The organism is Oceanobacillus senegalensis (genome assembly GCF_900176885.1).
In the GTDB taxonomy this organism is placed as follows: domain Bacteria; phylum Bacillota; class Bacilli; order Bacillales; family Amphibacillaceae; genus Oceanobacillus; species Oceanobacillus senegalensis.
Genome location: NZ_LT839648.1, coordinates 1,067,727 through 1,088,436, shown reverse-complemented (window position 1 = coordinate 1,088,436; position 20,710 = coordinate 1,067,727). Strand labels below are relative to the sequence as shown.

General features: G+C 34.9%; 18 protein-coding genes, 2 tRNA genes and 1 other annotated feature (1 of these 21 running past the window's edge). Of the genes, 2 read left to right on the top strand and 18 right to left on the bottom strand.

Features of this window, described 5'->3' with window-relative positions:
• Positions 1-129: a binding site (T-box leader), on the bottom strand (it extends 107 nt beyond the left edge of the window).
• A gap of 235 nt (positions 130-364) precedes the next feature.
• The gene (locus CAO17_RS05090) at positions 365-556 is read left to right on the top strand and encodes a hypothetical protein (RefSeq protein WP_245831921.1); all 192 of its coding nucleotides are present in this window, start codon (positions 365-367) and stop codon (positions 554-556) included.
• Here CAO17_RS05090 and CAO17_RS05085 read toward each other — a convergent pair.
• The 7 genes from CAO17_RS05085 to hemA all read right to left on the bottom strand — a co-directional run bounded on the left by CAO17_RS05085 (position 553) and on the right by hemA (position 9,047).
• Positions 553-1,560, bottom strand: coding sequence for a protein kinase family protein (locus CAO17_RS05085; protein WP_085991775.1), 1,008 nt, complete (start codon positions 1,558-1,560; stop codon positions 553-555). The genes CAO17_RS05090 and CAO17_RS05085 overlap by 4 nt on opposite strands.
• An 82-nt stretch (positions 1,561-1,642) precedes the next feature.
• The gene (spoVID, locus tag CAO17_RS05080) at positions 1,643-2,755 is read right to left on the bottom strand and encodes a stage VI sporulation protein D (protein WP_085991774.1); all 1,113 of its coding nucleotides are present in this window, start codon (positions 2,753-2,755) and stop codon (positions 1,643-1,645) included.
• Positions 2,756-3,527: 772 nt separating this feature from the next.
• A complete protein-coding gene (hemL, locus tag CAO17_RS05075; protein ID WP_085991773.1) occupies positions 3,528-4,811 on the bottom strand; it encodes a glutamate-1-semialdehyde 2,1-aminomutase in 1,284 nt (427 codons plus the stop codon).
• A gap of 16 nt (positions 4,812-4,827) precedes the next feature.
• Positions 4,828-5,802: a porphobilinogen synthase gene (gene hemB, locus CAO17_RS05070; protein WP_085991772.1), complete on the bottom strand. Its 975-nt coding sequence runs from the start codon at positions 5,800-5,802 to the stop codon at positions 4,828-4,830.
• On the bottom strand, positions 5,775-6,572 hold the full coding sequence (locus CAO17_RS05065) for a uroporphyrinogen-III synthase (RefSeq protein ID WP_085991771.1): 798 nt from the start codon (positions 6,570-6,572) through the stop codon (positions 5,775-5,777). Before CAO17_RS05065 ends, hemB begins: the two co-directional genes overlap by 28 nt.
• Positions 6,572-7,501 (bottom strand): hydroxymethylbilane synthase, encoded by a 930-nt coding sequence (gene hemC / locus CAO17_RS05060; RefSeq protein ID WP_085991770.1) that lies wholly within the window; start codon positions 7,499-7,501, stop codon positions 6,572-6,574. Before hemC ends, CAO17_RS05065 begins: the two co-directional genes overlap by 1 nt.
• A 169-nt stretch (positions 7,502-7,670) precedes the next feature.
• Positions 7,671-9,047, bottom strand: a complete 1,377-nt coding sequence (gene hemA / locus CAO17_RS05055) for a glutamyl-tRNA reductase (protein ID WP_085991769.1) — start codon at positions 9,045-9,047, stop codon at positions 7,671-7,673.
• A 256-nt stretch (positions 9,048-9,303) separates the two neighbouring features.
• Between hemA and CAO17_RS05050 the strand changes: the two genes are divergently transcribed.
• The gene (locus CAO17_RS05050; protein ID WP_085991768.1) at positions 9,304-9,786 is read left to right on the top strand and encodes a LiaI-LiaF-like domain-containing protein; all 483 of its coding nucleotides are present in this window, start codon (positions 9,304-9,306) and stop codon (positions 9,784-9,786) included.
• 95 nt (positions 9,787-9,881) lie between these two features.
• On the opposite strand, the gene yihA is transcribed toward CAO17_RS05050, so the two are convergent.
• The 11 genes from yihA to CAO17_RS04995 form a co-directional block, all read right to left on the bottom strand.
• Entirely contained in the window at positions 9,882-10,463 is a 582-nt protein-coding gene (gene yihA / locus CAO17_RS05045; protein WP_085991767.1) for a ribosome biogenesis GTP-binding protein YihA/YsxC, read from the bottom strand.
• 2 nt (positions 10,464-10,465) lie between these two features.
• The gene (gene lon / locus CAO17_RS05040) at positions 10,466-12,781 is read right to left on the bottom strand and encodes an endopeptidase La (RefSeq protein ID WP_085991766.1); all 2,316 of its coding nucleotides are present in this window, start codon (positions 12,779-12,781) and stop codon (positions 10,466-10,468) included.
• 267 nt (positions 12,782-13,048) lie between these two features.
• Positions 13,049-14,326: an ATP-dependent protease ATP-binding subunit ClpX gene (gene clpX / locus CAO17_RS05035; protein ID WP_085991765.1), complete on the bottom strand. Its 1,278-nt coding sequence runs from the start codon at positions 14,324-14,326 to the stop codon at positions 13,049-13,051.
• A gap of 343 nt (positions 14,327-14,669) precedes the next feature.
• Positions 14,670-15,956 (bottom strand): trigger factor, encoded by a 1,287-nt coding sequence (gene tig / locus CAO17_RS05030; protein WP_085991764.1) that lies wholly within the window; start codon positions 15,954-15,956, stop codon positions 14,670-14,672.
• A gap of 137 nt (positions 15,957-16,093) precedes the next feature.
• Positions 16,094-17,068, bottom strand: coding sequence for a tetratricopeptide repeat protein (locus CAO17_RS05025; RefSeq protein ID WP_085991763.1), 975 nt, complete (start codon positions 17,066-17,068; stop codon positions 16,094-16,096).
• A 150-nt stretch (positions 17,069-17,218) separates the two neighbouring features.
• Positions 17,219-17,292, bottom strand: a tRNA-Arg gene (locus tag CAO17_RS05020).
• 4 nt (positions 17,293-17,296) lie between these two features.
• Positions 17,297-17,370, bottom strand: a tRNA-Gly gene (locus CAO17_RS05015).
• Between the two features lie 134 nt (positions 17,371-17,504).
• A complete protein-coding gene (locus CAO17_RS05010) occupies positions 17,505-18,020 on the bottom strand; it encodes a metallophosphoesterase (protein ID WP_085991762.1) in 516 nt (171 codons plus the stop codon).
• Between the two features lie 19 nt (positions 18,021-18,039).
• Positions 18,040-18,633: an XTP/dITP diphosphatase gene (locus tag CAO17_RS05005; protein WP_085991761.1), complete on the bottom strand. Its 594-nt coding sequence runs from the start codon at positions 18,631-18,633 to the stop codon at positions 18,040-18,042.
• 16 nt (positions 18,634-18,649) lie between these two features.
• Positions 18,650-19,405 (bottom strand): ribonuclease PH, encoded by a 756-nt coding sequence (rph, locus tag CAO17_RS05000; protein WP_085991760.1) that lies wholly within the window; start codon positions 19,403-19,405, stop codon positions 18,650-18,652.
• A gap of 132 nt (positions 19,406-19,537) precedes the next feature.
• The gene (locus CAO17_RS04995) at positions 19,538-20,623 is read right to left on the bottom strand and encodes a GerMN domain-containing protein (RefSeq protein WP_085991759.1); all 1,086 of its coding nucleotides are present in this window, start codon (positions 20,621-20,623) and stop codon (positions 19,538-19,540) included.
• Positions 20,624-20,710: the final 87 nt, after the last annotated feature.

Here is a 20,710-nt window from a genome sequence, read left to right as displayed (position 1 = left end):
TCTACTATTATTTTCAAAGAAGCTGCTTCATGGGCGACCTTCCAAATCAAAAATCCTAGGAAATTTTCAGCGCTAGATTTCCCTCTCTAAAGGTTTCCGAATTGTACTCTTCCCAATCCCTGCATTTACATTTAAAATAATTTAATTTAAAACCTCTTAACTATCAATATTTTATAGTTAAGATTCAAAAACGTCAATATTTATGATTATTCTTTCACAAAACAAGGGTATGTATACATATTATATTTCATAAAGCATGATGGTAGTGCCCGTTAAGGAAGTCATTTTTATATACTATTTATTTTCATCAAGATGATAAGAACGAAGATGAAGGGGATAAAAATTTAAATGAAATGAGGTGATGATAATGGGTAGATATTATCGGTACAAACTACCACCATGGGCACGAAAATGTATTTTTATTTTAGAAAAGGTAACATTACCAATTTTATTATTCCAATTAATACGAACTATCTTTTTCCCTACAACTTTTGATTTAATTTTATTAGGAATCCTAGTCGGCTTATTAATCGCTTTTTACCTCAAATGGATTTAACTATCCCAATCATCTAAATCAACTTGTTCGTATTCCTTTTCGATATATTCAGACCACTCTATACCAAACAAAACCTTACGATACTCGTGTTGCAACTTCTCTATAAATTGAACCATGGACTTGTTTCTATCGGCATTCACATATTCAGAAATCGTCTGTATATACTCTCCAGGTGATAATAGATAGATCAAAAACAGATGTAACTCCGGTAGTGTTAATTCATTTATTTTCATATATGTTGAGAATAAATCAATATATTGACGATTATTGGGATTATAGCTTCCAATTTCCTCTTTGAAAAAAGTAACCAAATCTAAAACCGGATTATTTAAATTTGTCTTCTCCCAATTAATAAAATATCCATTTTTTACATGTCTCGTATTTAGGTTACCATGACATAATGTATAGCTCCATTCGACATTATTGTCATCCATTTCGTGTAAAAAAGATGTAACGCGTTTTTCAACCTCGTTAAGTGTAAAGTCTATGTCCCGGTATTGTGTACAAACAAGTAATTCAAATGGAGACATGTATCTATTTTTCTCAAATTGTTGCACGAAGGTTAGCAAATGTTGTCTTAAATCACTACAGTAGGAGCGAAAAGTTATAAATGATTTGGATATATTATCAAAGGGTATCCTCTGCACCTTTCTTGTTTTCCTATGAATTTCAGCTATCGTCTCATAGAAATTTACAATCCATGATTCTTGATCCTTTCGTCCATTTTCTTCAATCCATGGACACATATAATAAATGGATTTATTGTACTCGTAATAGAGCTGACCATCCTTCGTTAAAAATACTGGTGTTATAAAGGATAAATTCATGGAATCAGCTAACCGAAGTGCATTTTCCCAATTTCTCTTTGTGGTCTCCACTAAGGAACTACGCTTTAAAGCAAACACTTGTTGTTGTCCAAACACTTTATAGAGCCTCGGAGTTATCTCTTCCACCTTTTCAGCTCGAACACCGTATGCCTGCAACACGTGGGGGATTCTTTCCATTTTTTCACCACCTAAAAGTTAGATACCCCTTGAAATTTTTCAAGGGGTAATTATGTTGCATCCGATAATGAGTTCGGTAATCTTATTTTTTAGGTATATATAATAATTGTCCTTCCGTTACATCAAAGTCATCTTCTAATTGATTCTGTTTAATAAGCTGAAGAGGACTGACTTCAAACCGTTCAGAAATTGTTTCTATCGTATCTTCTTTTTGAACGATACAAATTCTCATCTTTGTATACTCCTCTGCCTCTGATTCTCTAAAAATATCAGCTAGATAGCTTATATCCTCATTTTCAGATGAGCGAGATGTGTTTTCATAGGTAATTTCTGTACGGTGTGTGTGATGATTGTTATCATCGTATTCAAAATCATCATCAACATCGTCTTCATAAAAATCGTCACTATTATCCTCTTCTACATATTCTTCCTCTGATACTTCGTCTTTTGCAAAAAAGTCTGATAAGGATTGGGAGTGTTTCTTAAAGGGCCATCGATCTTCTTTTTCATCCTCCTTAGTAGACTCTTCCTCCACCAATTTTGGCGCCTCGGAAAGAGTTAAAAGGTCTTCATCTTCACTATATTTTTCCTCTTGTTTTTGTTTGATTTCAAATTCAAAGGACTCCTCTTCCCTCTCCAAATTAGCTGGTTCTGTTTCATTTGAATCTGATGGCATTTCCAACTTTTCTGGTTTTTCATCTACTAATTCTTCCTCTTTTTCTATGTCCACTATCTCTCTAGACTGCTCTACTTCTTGATCTATACCGTGAATAGCAATGGTAGAAAACAGCTTTAATTGTCCTTCTTCTGGCAATTCGTAATCAAAGGTGTCCACACTGACACGGACATCGTTTATATCTGAGATACGATACGTAGGTACGGAGATTTCAACAGGAAATTGATGACTAAATTCAGCTAAATTATCTTCCTTTTCCTCTACCTTCTCTACAAAACGCTTTGCTTCCATATTCCCAATATCAGTAAGATTTTCATCTACTTGTTCGCTCGAACTTACAATTTTTTCATAATCACCTTGTAATTCTATAACTCCTCTTATAGAAATATAGTCATTAAATGTTTGAATAGAAATTTCAGGATCTAATGATATTCCACGCATTTCGGCTACTTCCTGTCCCTTTTCAAAATGGAGGGACTCATTCAATTCAAAAGTAAATACCGATTGTTCACCAGACAATTGACTTCCTCCCTTCTAGCGCTAACCCATTTGCTTTATACGTCTAAATTATCTATATGAGGAGGATATTTAGGTTATGCATGCGAAAAACATGAATTTTACCCAAAATAGAGAAATTCAATATCTTGTTGTAGTTCAATCCAATAAAACTTATATTTTCTAAAAGATTGTTGTTTTTTGCACAAAATAGATATAATGCGCAGTAACCTAATACGAAAAAAGGTGCGTAAATATCGCTACGGAAATACACTACGCGGACCTTAGGGAGCTGCTGAGCCCCCTCCGTGCTGTCGCACTACGTGGTCTCACCTAGGCTTTTCATCCCGCAGGACAAGGAACGCTACGGCAGCAACGCATCGCACGAAGAAAATTGAACTTTATTTTCGAGGAGTCTCCGTGTATTTCCTCCGCTATTTTGAGCATAATCTCCTATTATTATTTCAGCCATAATCATGGTTGATTGGAAGAGAGAACAGTCGACTCCTTGAATGTGAATTTCAATTTTCTAACGAAGATGTAACGCTGACGAAGCCTTCCTTGTCCTGTGGGAATAGCAGGTATCTAAAGACTACGAAGCGGTGGTCTTCCGCTACGTAGGCTGAAGCCGTGCCCTAAGGTCCGCGACTGCCCGCAGTGGAAATCAGCGCGCACCGGCAAACTTTACCTAGTTACGTCACATAATCCTTCAAATGCGAGGTAAAAAAACAACAGAACACACGAAAAAAGCCAAATGAAAAAAGCTACTTCCTACTATGAGGAAATAGCTTTGAATTTATTTAATTTTAGAAAAGGCAACACGTACTGCTTGAATGGTTTTATCAATATCTTCCTCTGTATGTGCTGTGGATACGAATAACCCTTCAAACTGTGAAGGTGGTAAGAAGATTCCTTCCTCAATCATGACACGATAATATTGAGAGAAATAATCTAAATTTGAAGTTTTTGCTGTTTCAAAATTAATCACTTCTTCGTTCGTGAAGAATACGCCAAACATAGACCCAGCACGATTGATGTGAAGTGGTATATTATATTCTTCCGCTGCTTGTCTATATCCTTCCATTAATCGATCCACTTTTTTGTTAATTTCTTCGTATGATGCCTTATTTAGTGCAGAAACAGTTTCATAGCCAGCAGTCATCGCAAGTGGATTCCCTGAAAGTGTACCTGCTTGATAAATCGGTCCAGCTGGTGCAATTTGCTCCATAATTTCCCGTTTTCCACCGAACGCACCCACTGGTAATCCTCCACCTATTACTTTACCTAAGCAAGTCAAATCTGGATTAATATCAAAATAACCTTGTGCGGAATGATAACCAACACGAAAACCTGTCATTACTTCATCAAAAATTAATAAAGACTGATTTTGCTCCGTTATTTTTCTCATCTCTTTTAAGAAACCCTCTTTCGGTGGAATAACACCCATGTTTCCACATACAGGTTCCATAATAACTGCTGCTATATTATCTCCATATTTTTCAAATGCTACTTTGACACTCTCTAAATCATTAAATGGTACTGTTATTGTATTGCTAGCAACAGACTTTGGAACTCCAGGGCTATCAGGTAAACCTAATGTAGCCACCCCCGAACCCGCCTTAATCAGTAAGGAATCTCCGTGTCCATGGTAACTACCTTCAAATTTCATAATAATATCTTTCCCTGTATATCCTCTTGCAAGACGAATGGCACTCATAGTTGCTTCTGTTCCAGAGTTAACCATCCGCACCATTTCGATGGATGGTACTCGATCAATGACTTGTTTAGCTAATTTATTTTCCATTTCAGTGTTTGCACCAAAGCTAGTACCTTTTACTACCATTTCATTTAATTTGCCAACGACTCTCTCGTCAGCATGACCTAGAATAAGTGGCCCCCAGCTTAGGACATAGTCAATATATTCATTACCATCTACATCATGGATTTTTGAACCTTTACCTGATTCCATTACAATAGGTTCCATGTCAACAGATTTAAATGCTCGAACAGGAGAGTTGACACCACCTGGCATTAATTCAACCGCTTCATTAAAAATTCCTCTAGATTTTTGGTTCTTCATCAAACATCACCTCAAGCTATTTATTTTCATTTAACCAATTTGCTACATCTTTAGCAAAATATGTCAAAATAATATCTGCACCTGCACGTTTCATGGATGTCAACATTTCCAAGACTAATTCTTTTTCATTTATCCAGCCATTTTGTGCAGCAGCTTTAATCATTGCATACTCTCCACTAACATTATAAGCAACAACCGGAACATCAAAGCGGTTTCTAACATCTCTAACTATATCTAGAAAAGATAGCGCTGGTTTAACCATTATAAAATCCGCGCCTTCTTGAATATCGGACTCTGCTTCTCTTAGAGCCTCTATACGATTAGCAGGATCCATTTGGTATGTTTTACGGTCCCCGAATTGTGGAGTACTATCAGCTGCGTCACGGAATGGACCATAAAAGGATGAAGCATATTTCACAGCATAGGACATAATAGGGATATTTTTGAACCCCTCCTCATCTAATGCTTGGCGAATGACTGCAACAAATCCATCCATCATATTGGAAGGTGCAATAATATCTGCCCCAGCTTTTGCCTGTGATACTGCTGTTTTCGCTAATAATTTTAGTGACTCATCATTGTCTACGTCATGGTCATGAATAACACCACAATGCCCATGATCGGTATATTCACAAAGACATGTATCCGCTATAATCAATAGATCAGGAAACTCATTCTTTACTAAACGAATAGCTGTCTGAACGATTCCATCATCAACAAATGCTCCTGTGCCAATTTCATCTTTAGCTGAAATAACACCAAAGAACATAATAGATTTAATTCCTAAATTATACACTTCTCTTACTTCATCCAACAGTAAATCCATGGAAACCTGGTATACACCTGGCATAGAAGGTACTTCATTTTTAGTATGTTCCCCTTCAATAACAAACATAGGATAAATAAAGTCCTCTACACGTAGATGATTTTCTCGAACTAAAGCACGCATAGAGCTTGAAGTTCTTAATCTTCTATGTCGTTTAAATTCCATTGTTCTTCCTGCCTTTCTTTTATGTAATTTACCATACATTCAATCATTGCATCGATTGTGAACTCTTCCATTGGCATTAATATATTGGTGATCCCTCTTTCCAATGCTCGTTGTTTGGTAGTGGTACCAATACATACACATGGTTTGGTAATTACATACTCCGTTAATTTATTAAAAGCATCAATAGCAGACGGGCTCGTAAAGGTAATAAAATCATATGGTCCTTCAACTGCTTTATTCAATAATTGCTTATTTTCTTCTTTAATCGTTGTTTTATAAACCTCAATTGTTCGATATGATACACCGGCCTTTTCAAATTCCTCGATTAAGACTGGTCTAGAAAGGTTACCTCGTACAAATAATACTTGTTTAGTTACCGAATAGGATGACAAAAACTCCTTTGCCATTGTTTCTGCATTAAATGTTGTTGGAATAAAATCTACTTTAATCCCAAAATTATTCAATTTATCTTTCGTTTTTCGACCAACCGCAGCTATTTTTTTGTTATTAATATTACTAAACGGAATATGATACATTTCCACAAGCTGAAAAAAACATTCTACACCATTTGCACTGGTGAAAAATATCCATTCATATTGATCTAAATCATTTAAGATGGTTTTATTTTCTTTACGATCCTCGCAAGTTATCGATAAAAGTGGTACTTCAATTGGAGTTCCACCATATTGCAGTATTTTTTTAGCAAAATATCTATTGTTTATTTCTTCCCTTGTAACTATAATCTTTTTTGCTTCTAAAGGACCAGACATTATTTGTCAAGCTCCTCTTTAACTCCTTCAACTATATCTTTTGCACCTTGACTAATTAATTTATTTGCTGCTTCTTTTCCAACTTCTACTGGATCAGTACCTCGAACCATCTCTTTTAGTATAGTCTTACCATCTGGTGTCCCGACTAAGGCAGATAACACAATATCTTCTTTCTCTAGATAAGCAAAACCACCAATTGGCACTTGACAGCCACCTTCTAAAAGATGCAAGAACGTTCTCTCTGCTGTAACTGTTTTGGTTGTGTAATCATCGTTTATTTTCGCTAACATGTCACGAACCTCTTTGTCATCTTCTCTACATTCAATAGCAAGTGCACCTTGTCCAACAGCTGGTACTACTATATCAGCCCCTAAATATTCTGTAACTATATCATCATTTAGTCCTGCGCGTTTTAAACCGGAAGCTGCTAGTACAATTGCATCATAGTCTTCTTCTTTTAATTTACGAATTCTAGTCTCAATATTTCCACGAATCCACTTAATCGACACATCTGGTCTTGCTGCTAGGATTTGTGCAGCACGACGTAAACTACTAGTTCCTACAATAGATCCCTCCGGAAGATCCATAAGTGGTACATTATTTTTAGAAAGGAATGCATCACGTGGATCTTCTCTTACAGGGATAGATGAAATAACTAACCCCTCCGGCATTACAGACGGCATATCTTTCATGCTATGTACAGCTATATCGATTTCTTTATTATACATGGCCTGTTCAATCTCTTTGACAAACAAACCTTTCCCACCAACCTTTGATAAGGTAACGTCTAATATACGGTCACCCTTTGTCATGATTTCTTTTATTTCAAAATCATTTGCGACGCCAGCTTCTTTTAACTCGTTAATAACCCATTTCGTTTGAGTCATAGCTAAATTACTTCGACGGGAACCGACCACTATTTTACGCATCTAATTATCCTCCTAAATCATCATTGCTATAATTCATTGAACAAAATATATTAAAATTTTATCACCTTTATTTTAACCTTTTTTAAATAGATAAGAAAAGAAAAAGGGTTACAAGTTAAAAACCAGAAAGCTAAAATGCCTTCTGGTTATTTGTTTAATCTTAAATAGATTACTGAACAGATGAAATTTGTTCTAAATGTGGAAAAGTTATATATTCATTTTTTTGTAATGACATTAATGTGTCATCTTTTTTGGCTTGTTTTTTAAATTCTGCCCTTACCTCATCTTCTATGCCAAAAATATCCACAAATAATTCTAATGCATGTTCAGCATGCTCTCCACCTGCCATCTCTTTTGCCTGTGTGATGGGCTCTTTCAATAGCTGATTGATGATACTCTTCGTATGTTTGTTTAAAACTTTTTTCTCTCTTTCTGTTAAATCAGGCATTTTTCTTTCAATACTTCTCATGGTCTCCTGCTGTATGGATTGGGCTTTTTTTCGTAAAGCCGAAATTACTGGTACAACTCCTAGGGTTTTTAACCATTCCTTAAATGAGACAATCTCTTGTTCAATCATGATTTCAATTTGTTCCGCTGCCATTTTTCTTGCTTCCAAATTATTATCGACAATACCTTGCAAATCATCTATATCGTACAGGAATACTTGATTCAACTCATTAATTTCTGGATCGATATCCCTTGGAACTGCAATATCAACTAAAATAAGTGGACTTTTCTTTCGATTTTTTTGAGCTTGTTCCACCATTTCTTTCGTTACGATAACAGATTTTGAACCAGTCGAACTTATTAGAATATCTGCTTCTTCTATTACGGACTCTAAATGGTCAAGAGATTTAGCTTTAGCCTGGAAGTTATCTGCTAACTCTTGGGCCTTTTCCACTGAACGGTTCACAACTGTTATTTCTGTAGCACCCGAACCTTGTAGATTCTTAGCAGCTAATTCACCCATTTTTCCAGCACCTAATATAGCAATATGCTTATTTTGAAGGTCTCCCAATATTTTTTTGGCTAATTCTACTGCAGCATAACTAATGGAAACAGCATGTTCACCGATTGTTGTTTCTTTATGAGCTCGTTTCCCAAAAGTAATGGCTTGTTTAAATAACTCATTAAAAATAGTACCCGTAGTATTTATTTTTTGTGATGTTAAAAAGGCGCCCTTCACCTGACCAAGTATCTGTGTTTCTCCTAATACCATGGAATCTAAACCCGTAGAAACTCGAAATAAATGCTCCAATGCTCCATCATTTTCCATAATTTGCAAATATGGAGTGAACAGTTCTTTTTCAATATTAAACCATTTGGATAAGAAATTTTTAATATAATAACGGCCTGTGTGTACTTGATCAACCACTGCATATATTTCCGTTCGATTGCATGTTGATATTATTACATTTTCTAAGATACTCTTTTGTTTCTTTAACTCACTACTTGCTTCTTCTATATTAATATCTGAGAAGGTGAGTTTCTCCCTAATTTCTACAGGGGCTGTTCGATAATTTAAACCAACTTTAATAATATGCACTTTGTCTACCCCCAACTAATACAGTACGTAATTGAATGGCTTATTAAAAATAAATATAAATATAAATATAAAGAAACAATAAAAACATATTTATTCTTTATTATAACACATAACGAGACTTTCTATTTTTTAAATTGTGAACAGAGTTTGAAACAGTAATATAATAATAAACGTAATTAGTTTAACTCGAATGTACTTTATCATACAATATGTATAGAAGCAAGAAATCGCTATAGTTGAAGGGAACGGAATATAGTTGAAAAAACAAAATTCACTCATCGCATATATCTTTATAGGGCTTGGTTTATTCTTTCTTTTAAGACATTTAAAGATTCCAATTATAACAAACTTCTATTCTTGGCAAACAATCCTTATTATTATAGGTATTATCCTATTATTTTATAGTTATACTTCGAAAAATTATGATCAGTTATTCAACGGTTCCATAGTTTTAGGGTTGGGGATACATTTCCATGGGATGAACCACTATCAGTTTTGGATAAGTCATTGGGCAGTTTATGTCTTAATAGTGGGTATTGCTTTTCTTGTCCGTGCCTCTAAAACCAAGAGAGGCTTTTTATTAGGAACCGCATTAACTGCTGTTAGTATTTTTATGATCTTTTCAAATCAGCTTTCCCACTATTTTTATTGGGTTCATGATGTAAAAAATTATATAGAACTGTTCTGGCCAATCATACTAATTATCATAGGAGTTGTTCTATTAATAAAAAAGAAATAATCCCTATAATCGGAGGATTATTTCTTTTTCTTTTTATTCCCTTTTTAAATTCAAATAACTCATCCATTTATTTTGTTATTTTTGCAATGAGCCTCTTATAGAAACTGCCTCAGATATCTCCATGCTTCATCTTTCCCTTCTCCAGTTTCTGAAGAGAATGGCAAAAGGATGTCTTCTGAATCTATATTTAACGTTTCCTTTGTCCGCATGATATGCTTGGCTCTTTTACTTTTCGGGACTTTATCTAGTTTAGTTGCTACAACAATTACTGGAAGTTCAAAGTATTTAAGAAAATCATACATCTGAATATCATCTCTTGTTGGTTCATGACGAACGTCTGTAATTAACAGCACAGCCTTCAATGTTTCCCGTAGTTCGAAATACTCCTCCATCATGACTCCCCATTTTTCTCGTTCCTTCTTAGATACCTTCGCATAACCATACCCGGGAACGTCAACAAAATAAAAAGCCTCGTTTATTTTATAAAAATTTAATGTCTGCGTTTTTCCAGGTTTAGAGGACGTCCTTGCAAGGTTCTTTCTATTAATTAATTTATTAATAAAGGATGATTTTCCAACATTAGATCGACCAGCTAATGCAATTTCAGGTAAACCATCATTAGGGTATTGTTTTTTACTGACTGCGCTAATTACTATCTCTGCCTCTGTCACTTTCATCATTATTCCTCCACTAGTGCATATTTCAGTACTTCATCTAGATGTGCAACAGGAATAAATGTTAACCCTTCACGTACACTTTCAGGAATATCTTCAATATCTTTCTTATTATCTTCAGGAATAATAATGGTTGTGAGTCCTGCACGATGAGCACCTAAGGATTTTTCTTTCAGTCCACCAATTGGTAAAACCCTTCCTCTTAGTGTAATTTCACCAGTCATACCTACTTCTTTTTTAACAGCTTTACCTGAAAAAGCAGATACTAATGCTGTAGCCATGGTTATACCAGCAGAAGGTCCATCTTTCGGTGTCGCACCTTCAGGAACATGGATATGAATATCATATTTTTCATAAAAATCCGGATCTATATTCAGTTCTTCTGCACGAGAGCGAATATAACTAAATGCTGCCTGTGCCGATTCTTGCATAACATCCCCTAGTTTACCAGTTAATGTTAATTTTCCTTTACCAGGATAATGACTTACTTCTATAGATAATATATCTCCACCTACTGTGGTATATGCCAATCCAGTTGCAGCACCAACCTGATTTTCTGTTTCCATTAAACCATAGCGAAATATTGGTTTGCCTAATAAATCTTCTAAGCTTTTTTCGGTAATAATAACTCGCTTTTTCTCTTCAGATAAAATAATTTTAGCGGTCTTCCTACATAACTTAGCAAGTTGTCTTTCTAATCCTCGTACACCCGCCTCACGTGTATATGTTCGAATTAATTTTAATAGAGCATCATCACGTATTTGCATAATTCCTTTTTTCAAACCATTTTCCTTTAATTGCTTAGGAATGAGATGTTCCCTTGCAATATGGACCTTTTCAACTTCGGTATAACCTGCAAGTGAAATAAGCTCCATCCTATCTAACAATGGTCCTGGTATAGTACTTACACTATTGGCTGTTGCAATAAATAGTACATTAGATAAATCATACGTTTCCTCAATAAAATGATCACTAAAACTAGAGTTTTGCTCTGGGTCAAGAACCTCTAGCATGGCAGAAGATGGATCGCCACGGAAATCATTAGACATTTTATCAACCTCATCTAGAAGGAAAACAGGATTTATTGTTCCCGCCTTTTTCATTCCTTGAATGATTCTTCCTGGCATTGCACCAATATATGTTCTCCGATGTCCCCTGATTTCTGCTTCGTCTCGGACACCCCCTAAGGAAATCCTAACAAAATTCCGATTTACTGCCGTTGCAATAGATTTTGCTAATGATGTTTTCCCTACACCCGGCGGTCCTACTAAACAAAGAATGGGACCCTTTATAGAATTTGTAAGCTTTTGCACAGCAAGATATTCTATGATTCGTTCTTTTACTTTTTCAAGACCATAATGCTCCTCATTTAAGACCTTTTCCGCTTTATCTATTTCTATTGTATCTTGTGTCTTATTTGTCCATGGGAGAGCGGTTAGCCATTCTAAATAATTTCGAATAACAGAGCTTTCAGCTGAGCTTTGTGGAACCTTTTCATATCTGTCCAGTTCTTTTAATGCTACTTTCATAACGTGCTCGGGCATATCTGAACTCTCTATTTTTTCTCGTAGCTGACTGACCTCCCCTGTTTTCCCATCTTTATCCCCAAGTTCTTTTTGAATAGCTTTTAATTGCTCGCGTAAATAATATTCCTTTTGAGTCTTTTCCATGGAAGATTTGACACGCTGTCCAATTTTCTTTTCCAAGTCAAGAACTTTTTTCTCATTGGAAATAAGATGAATTAGCTTTTTAATTCTCTCTTTAACATTTTGTATCTCCAGAATTTCTTGCTTTTCTTTTATTTTTAATGACAAATGAGATGCGATTATATCAGCTAATCGTCCTGGTTCATCGATATCCGATACGGTCGCATAAGTTTCTTCCGTAATTTTTCTTGATACTTTTATGTATTGTTCAAATTGGTCTAGAAGAGAACGCATTAATGCTTCTTCCTCATGCTTATCACCATGTATGTCTTCCAACTTTTCAATTTCTACGATAAACTCATCGTCGGATTCAACATAACGTACTATTTCCCCGCGATATAACCCCTCAACCAACACACGAATGGTACCATTTGGTAATTTTAGCATTTGATTAACTTTAGCCAATGTACCAATTTCGTATATGTCTTTCGTTTCAGGTTCATCTAAGCTAACCTTTTTTTGTGCAGCTAAGAATATCGTCTGATCATCCATCATGGCCTTTTCTAAAGCAGAGACAGATTTATCTCTACCTACATCTAGATGTAATACCATGGATGGATATACGAGTAGTCCTCGTAATGGTAGGAGGGGGATTTTAATAAGTTCTTTAGACATTAATATGTAACCTCCATAAAATATGAATTAATTATACTTACACATTCTTAAAGTTTATAGAAAAATTTTACATTTGTAAACTAAAGCATTTTCCATTTTAGTATTTGCAAAACTTCTATTCCTAAACCTAATAATTTTTTACAACTATGTATCTGATATTTTAACAAGGGTTAAAAAGAGACTAACTAAAAGCAGCAGCTCTTTATTATAAGAACTATTTAGCCAAGTTAGTCTCACATTTATAATTTATTTTAGACCTATATGTGATTATGCACTTTCTTTCGGATGCTTTTTAATCCCTTCTTGTACTGTTCCATCACTAAAGACAAGGGTTGGACTTCCATCTTCATTCTTCACTGTCTCTTTTGTGATGACGCATTGATCGATATCATCTCTTGATGGTAATTCAAACATAACATCTAGCATAAGCCCTTCAATGATGGAGCGTAAGCCACGAGCACCCGTTTTTCTTTCAATTGCCTTTTTAGCAATTTCAACAAGTGCCTCTTCTTTTATTTCCAACTCTACATCATCCATCTCAAATAGTTTCTGATATTGTTTAACTAAAGCATTTTTAGGTTTTGTTAATATTTCCACTAGTGCTCCTTCATCTAATGGTTCTAATGCACCAATTACCGGAATTCTCCCAATGAATTCTGGGATTAATCCATAACGTAATAGGTCTTCCGGTAATACTTTTTGTAGCAATTGACCCATATCCATATCTTCCTGCTTAGAATTTGCACCAAAACCAATTACTTTTTTACCTAGACGTCGCTTGATGACTTGGTCTATTCCATCGAAAGCTCCACCTACAATAAACAAAATATTTGTTGTATCAATTTGAATGAATTCTTGATGCGGGTGCTTTCTTCCGCCTTGTGGAGGAACACTTGCTACCGTACCTTCTAATATTTTAAGCAAGGCCTGCTGTACTCCCTCACCAGATACATCCCGTGTAATCGAAGGATTCTCTGATTTTCTTGCTACTTTATCAATCTCATCAATATAAATAATTCCTTTTTCTGCTTTTTCAACATCGTAATCTGCTGCCTGTATAAGTTTTAGAAGAATGTTTTCAACATCTTCCCCAACATAACCTGCCTCTGTTAAAGATGTTGCATCTGCCATTGCAAACGGAACATTAATAATACGTGCTAATGTCTGTGCTAATAATGTCTTACCACTTCCCGTTGGCCCAATCATTGCGATATTACTCTTCGCTATTTCAACATCATCATTATTCTTAGGTGTGTTAATACGTTTATAATGATTATAAACGGCGACAGACAAATTTTTCTTTGCCTTATCTTGCCCAATAACATAATCATCCAGAATTTCACAAATTTCCTTTGGCTTTGGAATTTCCTTTAATTCCATCTCCTCTTCCGTACCAAGTTCTTCTTCCACAATTTCAGTACATAATTCAATACATTCATCACATATATAAACGCCTGGTCCGGCTACTAATTTACGTACTTGATCTTGACTTTTTCCACAGAACGAGCATTTTAATTGTCCTTTTTCTTCATTAAACTTAAACATTCATTTTCACCCCTAAATATCCTAGAATCTAGGTTTCAATTTATAGTCATCATATCAGAAGAATATCAAAAAACAAAATAAAAACAACTAGATGACTTAATAATTTCTTAAAATTCTTTTTTAGTAAGATAAAGTAAGTAAGCCTTTGCTTCTTCCCATCCACCTTCAAAAGCAAAATTACGCTATTCATTAGAATAATCAACTATATATTACTTATACTATATGACAGATTTTAAAATTAAGTCGTTCTTTCTTTTAAATAATATAAAACAAGGTGCGATATGTTTCGCACCTTGTTGTTTTTACACTTTTCTAGCTAGAATGAAACTTATCTTTTTCTTGTTTATACTGCTTTACTTTGATCAACTAGGTATTCAATAGCTTTTCTAAGTTGTACATCATTTTTAATAGTATCAGTATTACCACCTAGTAAAGGTAGTAGCTGATCTGCTTCAATGCCATACATAGATGCCATTTTCTCTAATTCTTCGTTGATGTCTTCTTCTGTCGCTTCGATGTTCTCTTCTTTTGCAATAGCTTCAAGAGTTAAGTTCGTTCTTACGCGTTTTTCTGCATCTTCTTTCATTTGCTCTTTTAATGCAGTCTCATCTTGCCCAGAGAATTGAGTGTACATTTCTAATGTCATACCTTGCATTTGAAGGTTTTGTTCAAATTCTCTAACCATTTGTTCTAATTCAGTCTCAATCATTGCTTCAGGAACATCAATTTGAGCGTTCTCAGATGCTTTCTCAACTAGTTGTTGACGTTTTTCGTTATCAGCTTGTTGTTTTCTTTCTTCTTCAAGCTGTTCTCTCTTCTTATTCTTTAATTCGTCAAGTGTTTCGGCTTCATCATCGACATCTTTTGCAAATTCATCGTCAAGTTCTGGTAATTCTTTATATTTCACTTCATGAATTTTCACTTTAAATGTTGCTTCTTTTCCAGCTAATTCTTCCGCATGATAATCTTCTGGGAATGTTACTTTCACTTCTGTATCATCTCCAGCTTTTTTACCAATTAACTGTTCCTCAAATCCAGGAATAAATTGACCTGAACCAATTTCTAATGAATGATTTTCACCTTTTCCGCCTTCAAAAGCTTCACCATCCAAGAAACCTTCAAAGTCAATTACTGCAGTATCCCCTTCTTCGATTTCGCCTTCTTCTTTTACAACTAATTCTGCATGGCGATCACGAATACGGTTGATTTCCTCTTCCACATCTTCATCTGTTACTTCAACAGATTGCTCTTCTACTTCTAAGCCTTTATATTCACCTAGTGTAACTTCTGGTTTCACTTCAACATTAGCAGTAAAAATTAAATCTTTACCTTTTTCAATTTGTTCAATGTCCACCTCTGGCTGTGCAATAGGAAAGATATCTGTTTCATCAATTGCTTTACGATAAGCCTCTGGAAGAACAATATCCACTGCATCCTGGTATAACGCTTCTACACCAAAACGTTTTTCAAAGAGTCCACGAGGAATTTTCCCTTTACGGAATCCAGGAATTTGAACATCTTTTACTACTTTTTTAAATGCTTGATCTAACGCTTGATCAAATTCATCTGAAGGCACTTCAAAAGTAAGTACCCCTTTATTTCCTTCTTGTTTTTCCCATTTAGCTGACATAATTTTTTCCCTCCAAAATCTATTATACCATCTCATAATTATGTAAATTACGATAATTATTATCTACTAAGTAATTTTGCAACCACCTTATTATAACATAATTCATATGGCTTTCAAGCATTTCTCTTATAACACAATCATTCCATTATACTTAAATAAAGTGATTCACTCATTTTAATATTCTCTATATAATTTTCTACTTTATCTGATAGGTCCTCCTGCGTAGTTCCTAAATTAAAATATTCATCCCCTATTATTTCCAGTGCTTTTGCTATATGTAAGTAATCTTCTTTTTGCGGTAATATTGGATAGATTACATATGCATAGTTTGAAAGTAATTTTGCTAACAAATAATACAGTGTAGGATTTTTCTCTTCTATAGGTCGAAGCAATTTTTTCGTTTCTATTATAAACTCACTTTGCTCTAATCCTTCAATTGTAATTGGATTAAAAGAAAAGCAAATACCAAATTTAGATATTTCTACTTGCTGTGATACTTCTTTTTCTTTTAACCACAGTACTATTGCTGATTTGGTTAATGGGTGAACATTTTCATGAACCAACAATTCTATTATCTCTTCTGTTGGATCTGTCTTTAAACTTCTCAAGCTATCTACTTGTCGCCATTGCTCCTCGAATTTTTTCTCCTTCACTGCCTGAAACAATTCATCAAATACTTGTTTTTTTCTCTCTGTTATGACATCCAGTTGCATTTTTTCACTTATTTCGTAGAGCTGTATAAATTGGTCCTTTTGTGGTTTCGGAATCTCTTTATCTAAAAGAATCTCTTCTACTTGCTCCATCAAGAGCTCATACTGGTTTGTTTGAAATAAAATAGTTAAATAAATATGTAAATAATGATAATAGTTTTCATCACGACTTTTAAGTAAATCCTCACATAAGTCCTGTGCTTCATTAAATCTCCCTAATTCCATTAAGCAAATCAGTTTTCCTGTTATAATTTCGTAACTATCAACGTGATGCATTAATAGTTTATTTAATTTTACTAATGCTTTCTCGTATTGTTTTTCCTTTAAAGCAATCAAGCTTTCTTCTTCTAGCGATTTCTTCCACTTAGGAAAGAGAATCACCTTTTCATGGTGCGTCTGCATATATTCACCCTTTCTCTTAAGTATAGTATATTATTTTAGATAATAGCTATACATACCCTATAAAAATATTTTTAAACATAAAAAAAGAAACCTATGTAAGTTAGGTCTCTTTTGATGTAATTATTGGAGTTAACTGAAATAAAATAAATACGTCCCAGGCAGGATTCGAACCTGCGACCCACAGCTTAGAAGGCTGTTGCTCTATCCAGCTGAGCTACTGGGACATAATGGAGCGGGTGAAGGGAATCGAACCCTCGACATCAGCTTGGAAGGCTGAGGTTTTACCACTAAACTACACCCGCATTACTACCATTAAATGGTAATGGACTTTTTGCGAACAATTTACATTATAAAATTGATATATATTTTTGTCAATACTTTTATTAAATTTCATTCAGAGGAGGGTAAACCTCCACTAAATGAATACAGACGTTCATTAATCCTCTAATGTAGTCTCATATGACATTTTAGAAACTAGTTCTCCATCTACCGTATAAAAACGCACTCTAATATTTTTAGTCGTCTCCCATTCTAAGATGGCATAAGTCTTTTCTATTCTATTTCTAGGCATTCGAATGCTTCCAGGGTTAATAAATAACAGCTTATCCATCTTCTCTGCACCTGCAATATGGGTATGTCCAAAACAGATAACATTAGCTTTCAATTCTTCCGCTCGATAAGAAAGCGGCAATAAGTTTGACTTCACGTTATAAAGATGACCATGCGTTACAAAGAAAGTCAATTCACCGATTGTAATCACCGTTTCATTAGGAAAACGTGCATCAGTATCACAATTTCCAGCTACCTTATCCATACCAGTAAGTTCGTTAGCATCAAAGTCCAATTCTGAATCACCACAATGGATTATCCTATCCACCTGGTGTCTCTTTTTAATATCTAAGATCTCTTGTTGGAGTCCATGACTATCGCTTATTAACAATATTTTCTTCACTATTTACCACCTTCACCAATCACAAATTACCCAGCCATTTCTCTAACTGATCCATCGCCTTTTTTCGATGACTGATTTTATTCTTTTCTTCTGGATCTATTTCTGCCATTGTCTTTTCATATCCATTCGGAATAAAAATTGGATCATAACCAAAACCATTCTTTCCTGCCTCAGAAAAAGCTATCGTCCCTTCACATATACCTCTCTTAAAAACCGTTTTATTTCTAGGTATAGCAATTGCCAAAACACATACAAATCTAGCTGTACGTTTAGTTTCAGATACAATTCTCATTTCTTCTAATACTTTATACATATTTGCTTTGTCATCTTTCTTTTCCCCAGCATATCTTGCTGAATAGATTCCTGGTCTACCATCCAAGGCATCAATTTCTAGACCCGAATCATCTGCAACAACAGGCAAATCTAAAATTCGGCTTATTTCTTCTGCCTTAAGCGCTGCATTTTCTTCAAAAGAATCCCCGGTTTCCTCGACATCTGGCAAATCATCATTTATATCTAAAAGGGATATTGCTTCCACCTCATACTTTAAAAAGAAGGATTTAAATTCTTTTGCTTTTCCATTATTCCTTGTCGCAATTACTATTTGTTTCATAATAATCCCCTTAAAATTATTGATTATTTTTCGTTTCACCAATTCGATCTGCTAATTCACCTATCGTATCCTTTTGAATAGATATAATCTCTTCCAACCCCTCACTAGCTAGCTTTAACATTGTCTGTAGCTGGCCTATAGAAAATGTTGCCTCTTCACCTGTACCTTGAATCTCTACAAATTCTCCAGCCCCTGTCATGACAATATTCATATCAACATCAGCCTGTGAATCTTCCTCGTAATTCAAATCTAATATTTCCCTGCCATCTGATAATACCCCAACAGATACTGCAGACAAATAATCTGTAACTGGCATTACTTTAATCCCTTTATTTTTTAATAGGTTACCAAAAGCAAGTACAACCGCTACAAATGCACCTGTGATGGAAGCTGTTCTGGTACCTCCGTCAGCTTGAATAACATCGCAATCCACCCATACTGTGCGTTCTCCAATTTTTTCTAAATCAACAACGGATCGAAGCGCCCTACCAATCAATCGTTGAATTTCCATCGTTCTACCACTTACCTTCCCTTTGGAAGATTCTCTAATATTCCGCTGTGCTGTTGCACGAGGCAACATAGCATATTCAGCTGTAATCCACCCCTTACCTTGACCTCTCATAAATGGGGGAACACGATCCTCTATACTTGCATTACAAATCACTTTCGTGTCCCCAAATTCAATTAATACGGATCCCTCCGGATGGGTTATGTAATTAGGAACAATTTTTATTGGCCTTAGTTGATTATTTTCTCGTTGGTCATTTCGCATATGTATACTCCTCCTTATTCAACCATTAGCTTAACATATTTTATACAAAAGTATCATTTGAATTCATTTAAATGAGAAACTGTAAAACATTGAATAAAACAAAGAAAGAGGTTCGGTATGAACCCCTTTCATTTAAAGCTTTTCAGTTGGTGAGAATGCTTCCTTAGTTACTGGTTCATCATAAGTTTGGCCACTTTCGCTAACTAATTGTTCAACGTTTTCTACTTTAATATCTACAGCTTCAACACCTTCTTGTTCTGTTAAAGTTCTTACTAAAGTCTCCATTACCTCATCTGCAATAACGGATTGTTCAGTATCTTTTAAGATTTCTTCATTAAATGTCAAGTTCAGTACCCCGTCCTCCATAGTTGGTTCACTCGTCAACATTGTGTTCGTATTAAAAACATGAAGAACATTCGTGTTATAACCAGGACCATTAATTAAGGATTGAATAATAGATTGGAACATGTCCCCTTCATTATTCTCAACATATTGAGTCACAGGCACATAATAACGATTCTCATTATGCTCTGCTGGATAATACATAGTTACTGCTTTACTAGTTAGAAGGTCCACCGTATCCGACTGAACAACATTGATTCCATTTTCTCTAGAATAGCCATCTCCAATAGGTGTTCCATTCACAGGCATAGTCTGTTGTGGATGTCCATTAATCCATAATTGAACCTTCTCTACATTTTCAAATTGTGTCAACGTAAATGTCATAGATTCTAAGATTTTTATTTCTTCATTAGGTTCATAGTTTGTAAATTCTTCAGAAACATCTACCACCATTGTTCCGTCCTCTTTTAAATCAAGCCCTAAAATCTCTGTACCTTCTGGCAATACAGCCTGAAATCCATTTGGTAGTAAAGAAGTGACAGGCCCACCTTTAACTAGATGTTTCAGAACTTGTTCGGCTATTTCATTCGATTCTAGTTGAGGTAATTCAATAGTTTGAGCAGCAACCATTCCATTTTTATCAAGTAAATATAATTCCCGGGGTACATATTCCGTTACTACCTCTTGCTTATCTTCGCTTACATCATTAACTGGCTCGGAATCTTCCTTGGAAGTATCTGTTTCCAAATTATCGACAGCTTCTGCATTCTGTGGTGGATCAATTTCCTGTTCCATTGATTGTTCTCCTTGAAAACAACCTGATAAAATAAACGTTAGTGTTATCGCACCAGTAACAAGAATCCCTTTCTTATTCATGCCCATACCTCCTACGATGGTTTGTACTATTATGTATACGAGCTATCATTAAAAATAGACCAATCATAGGAAAATCGATAAAAAAAT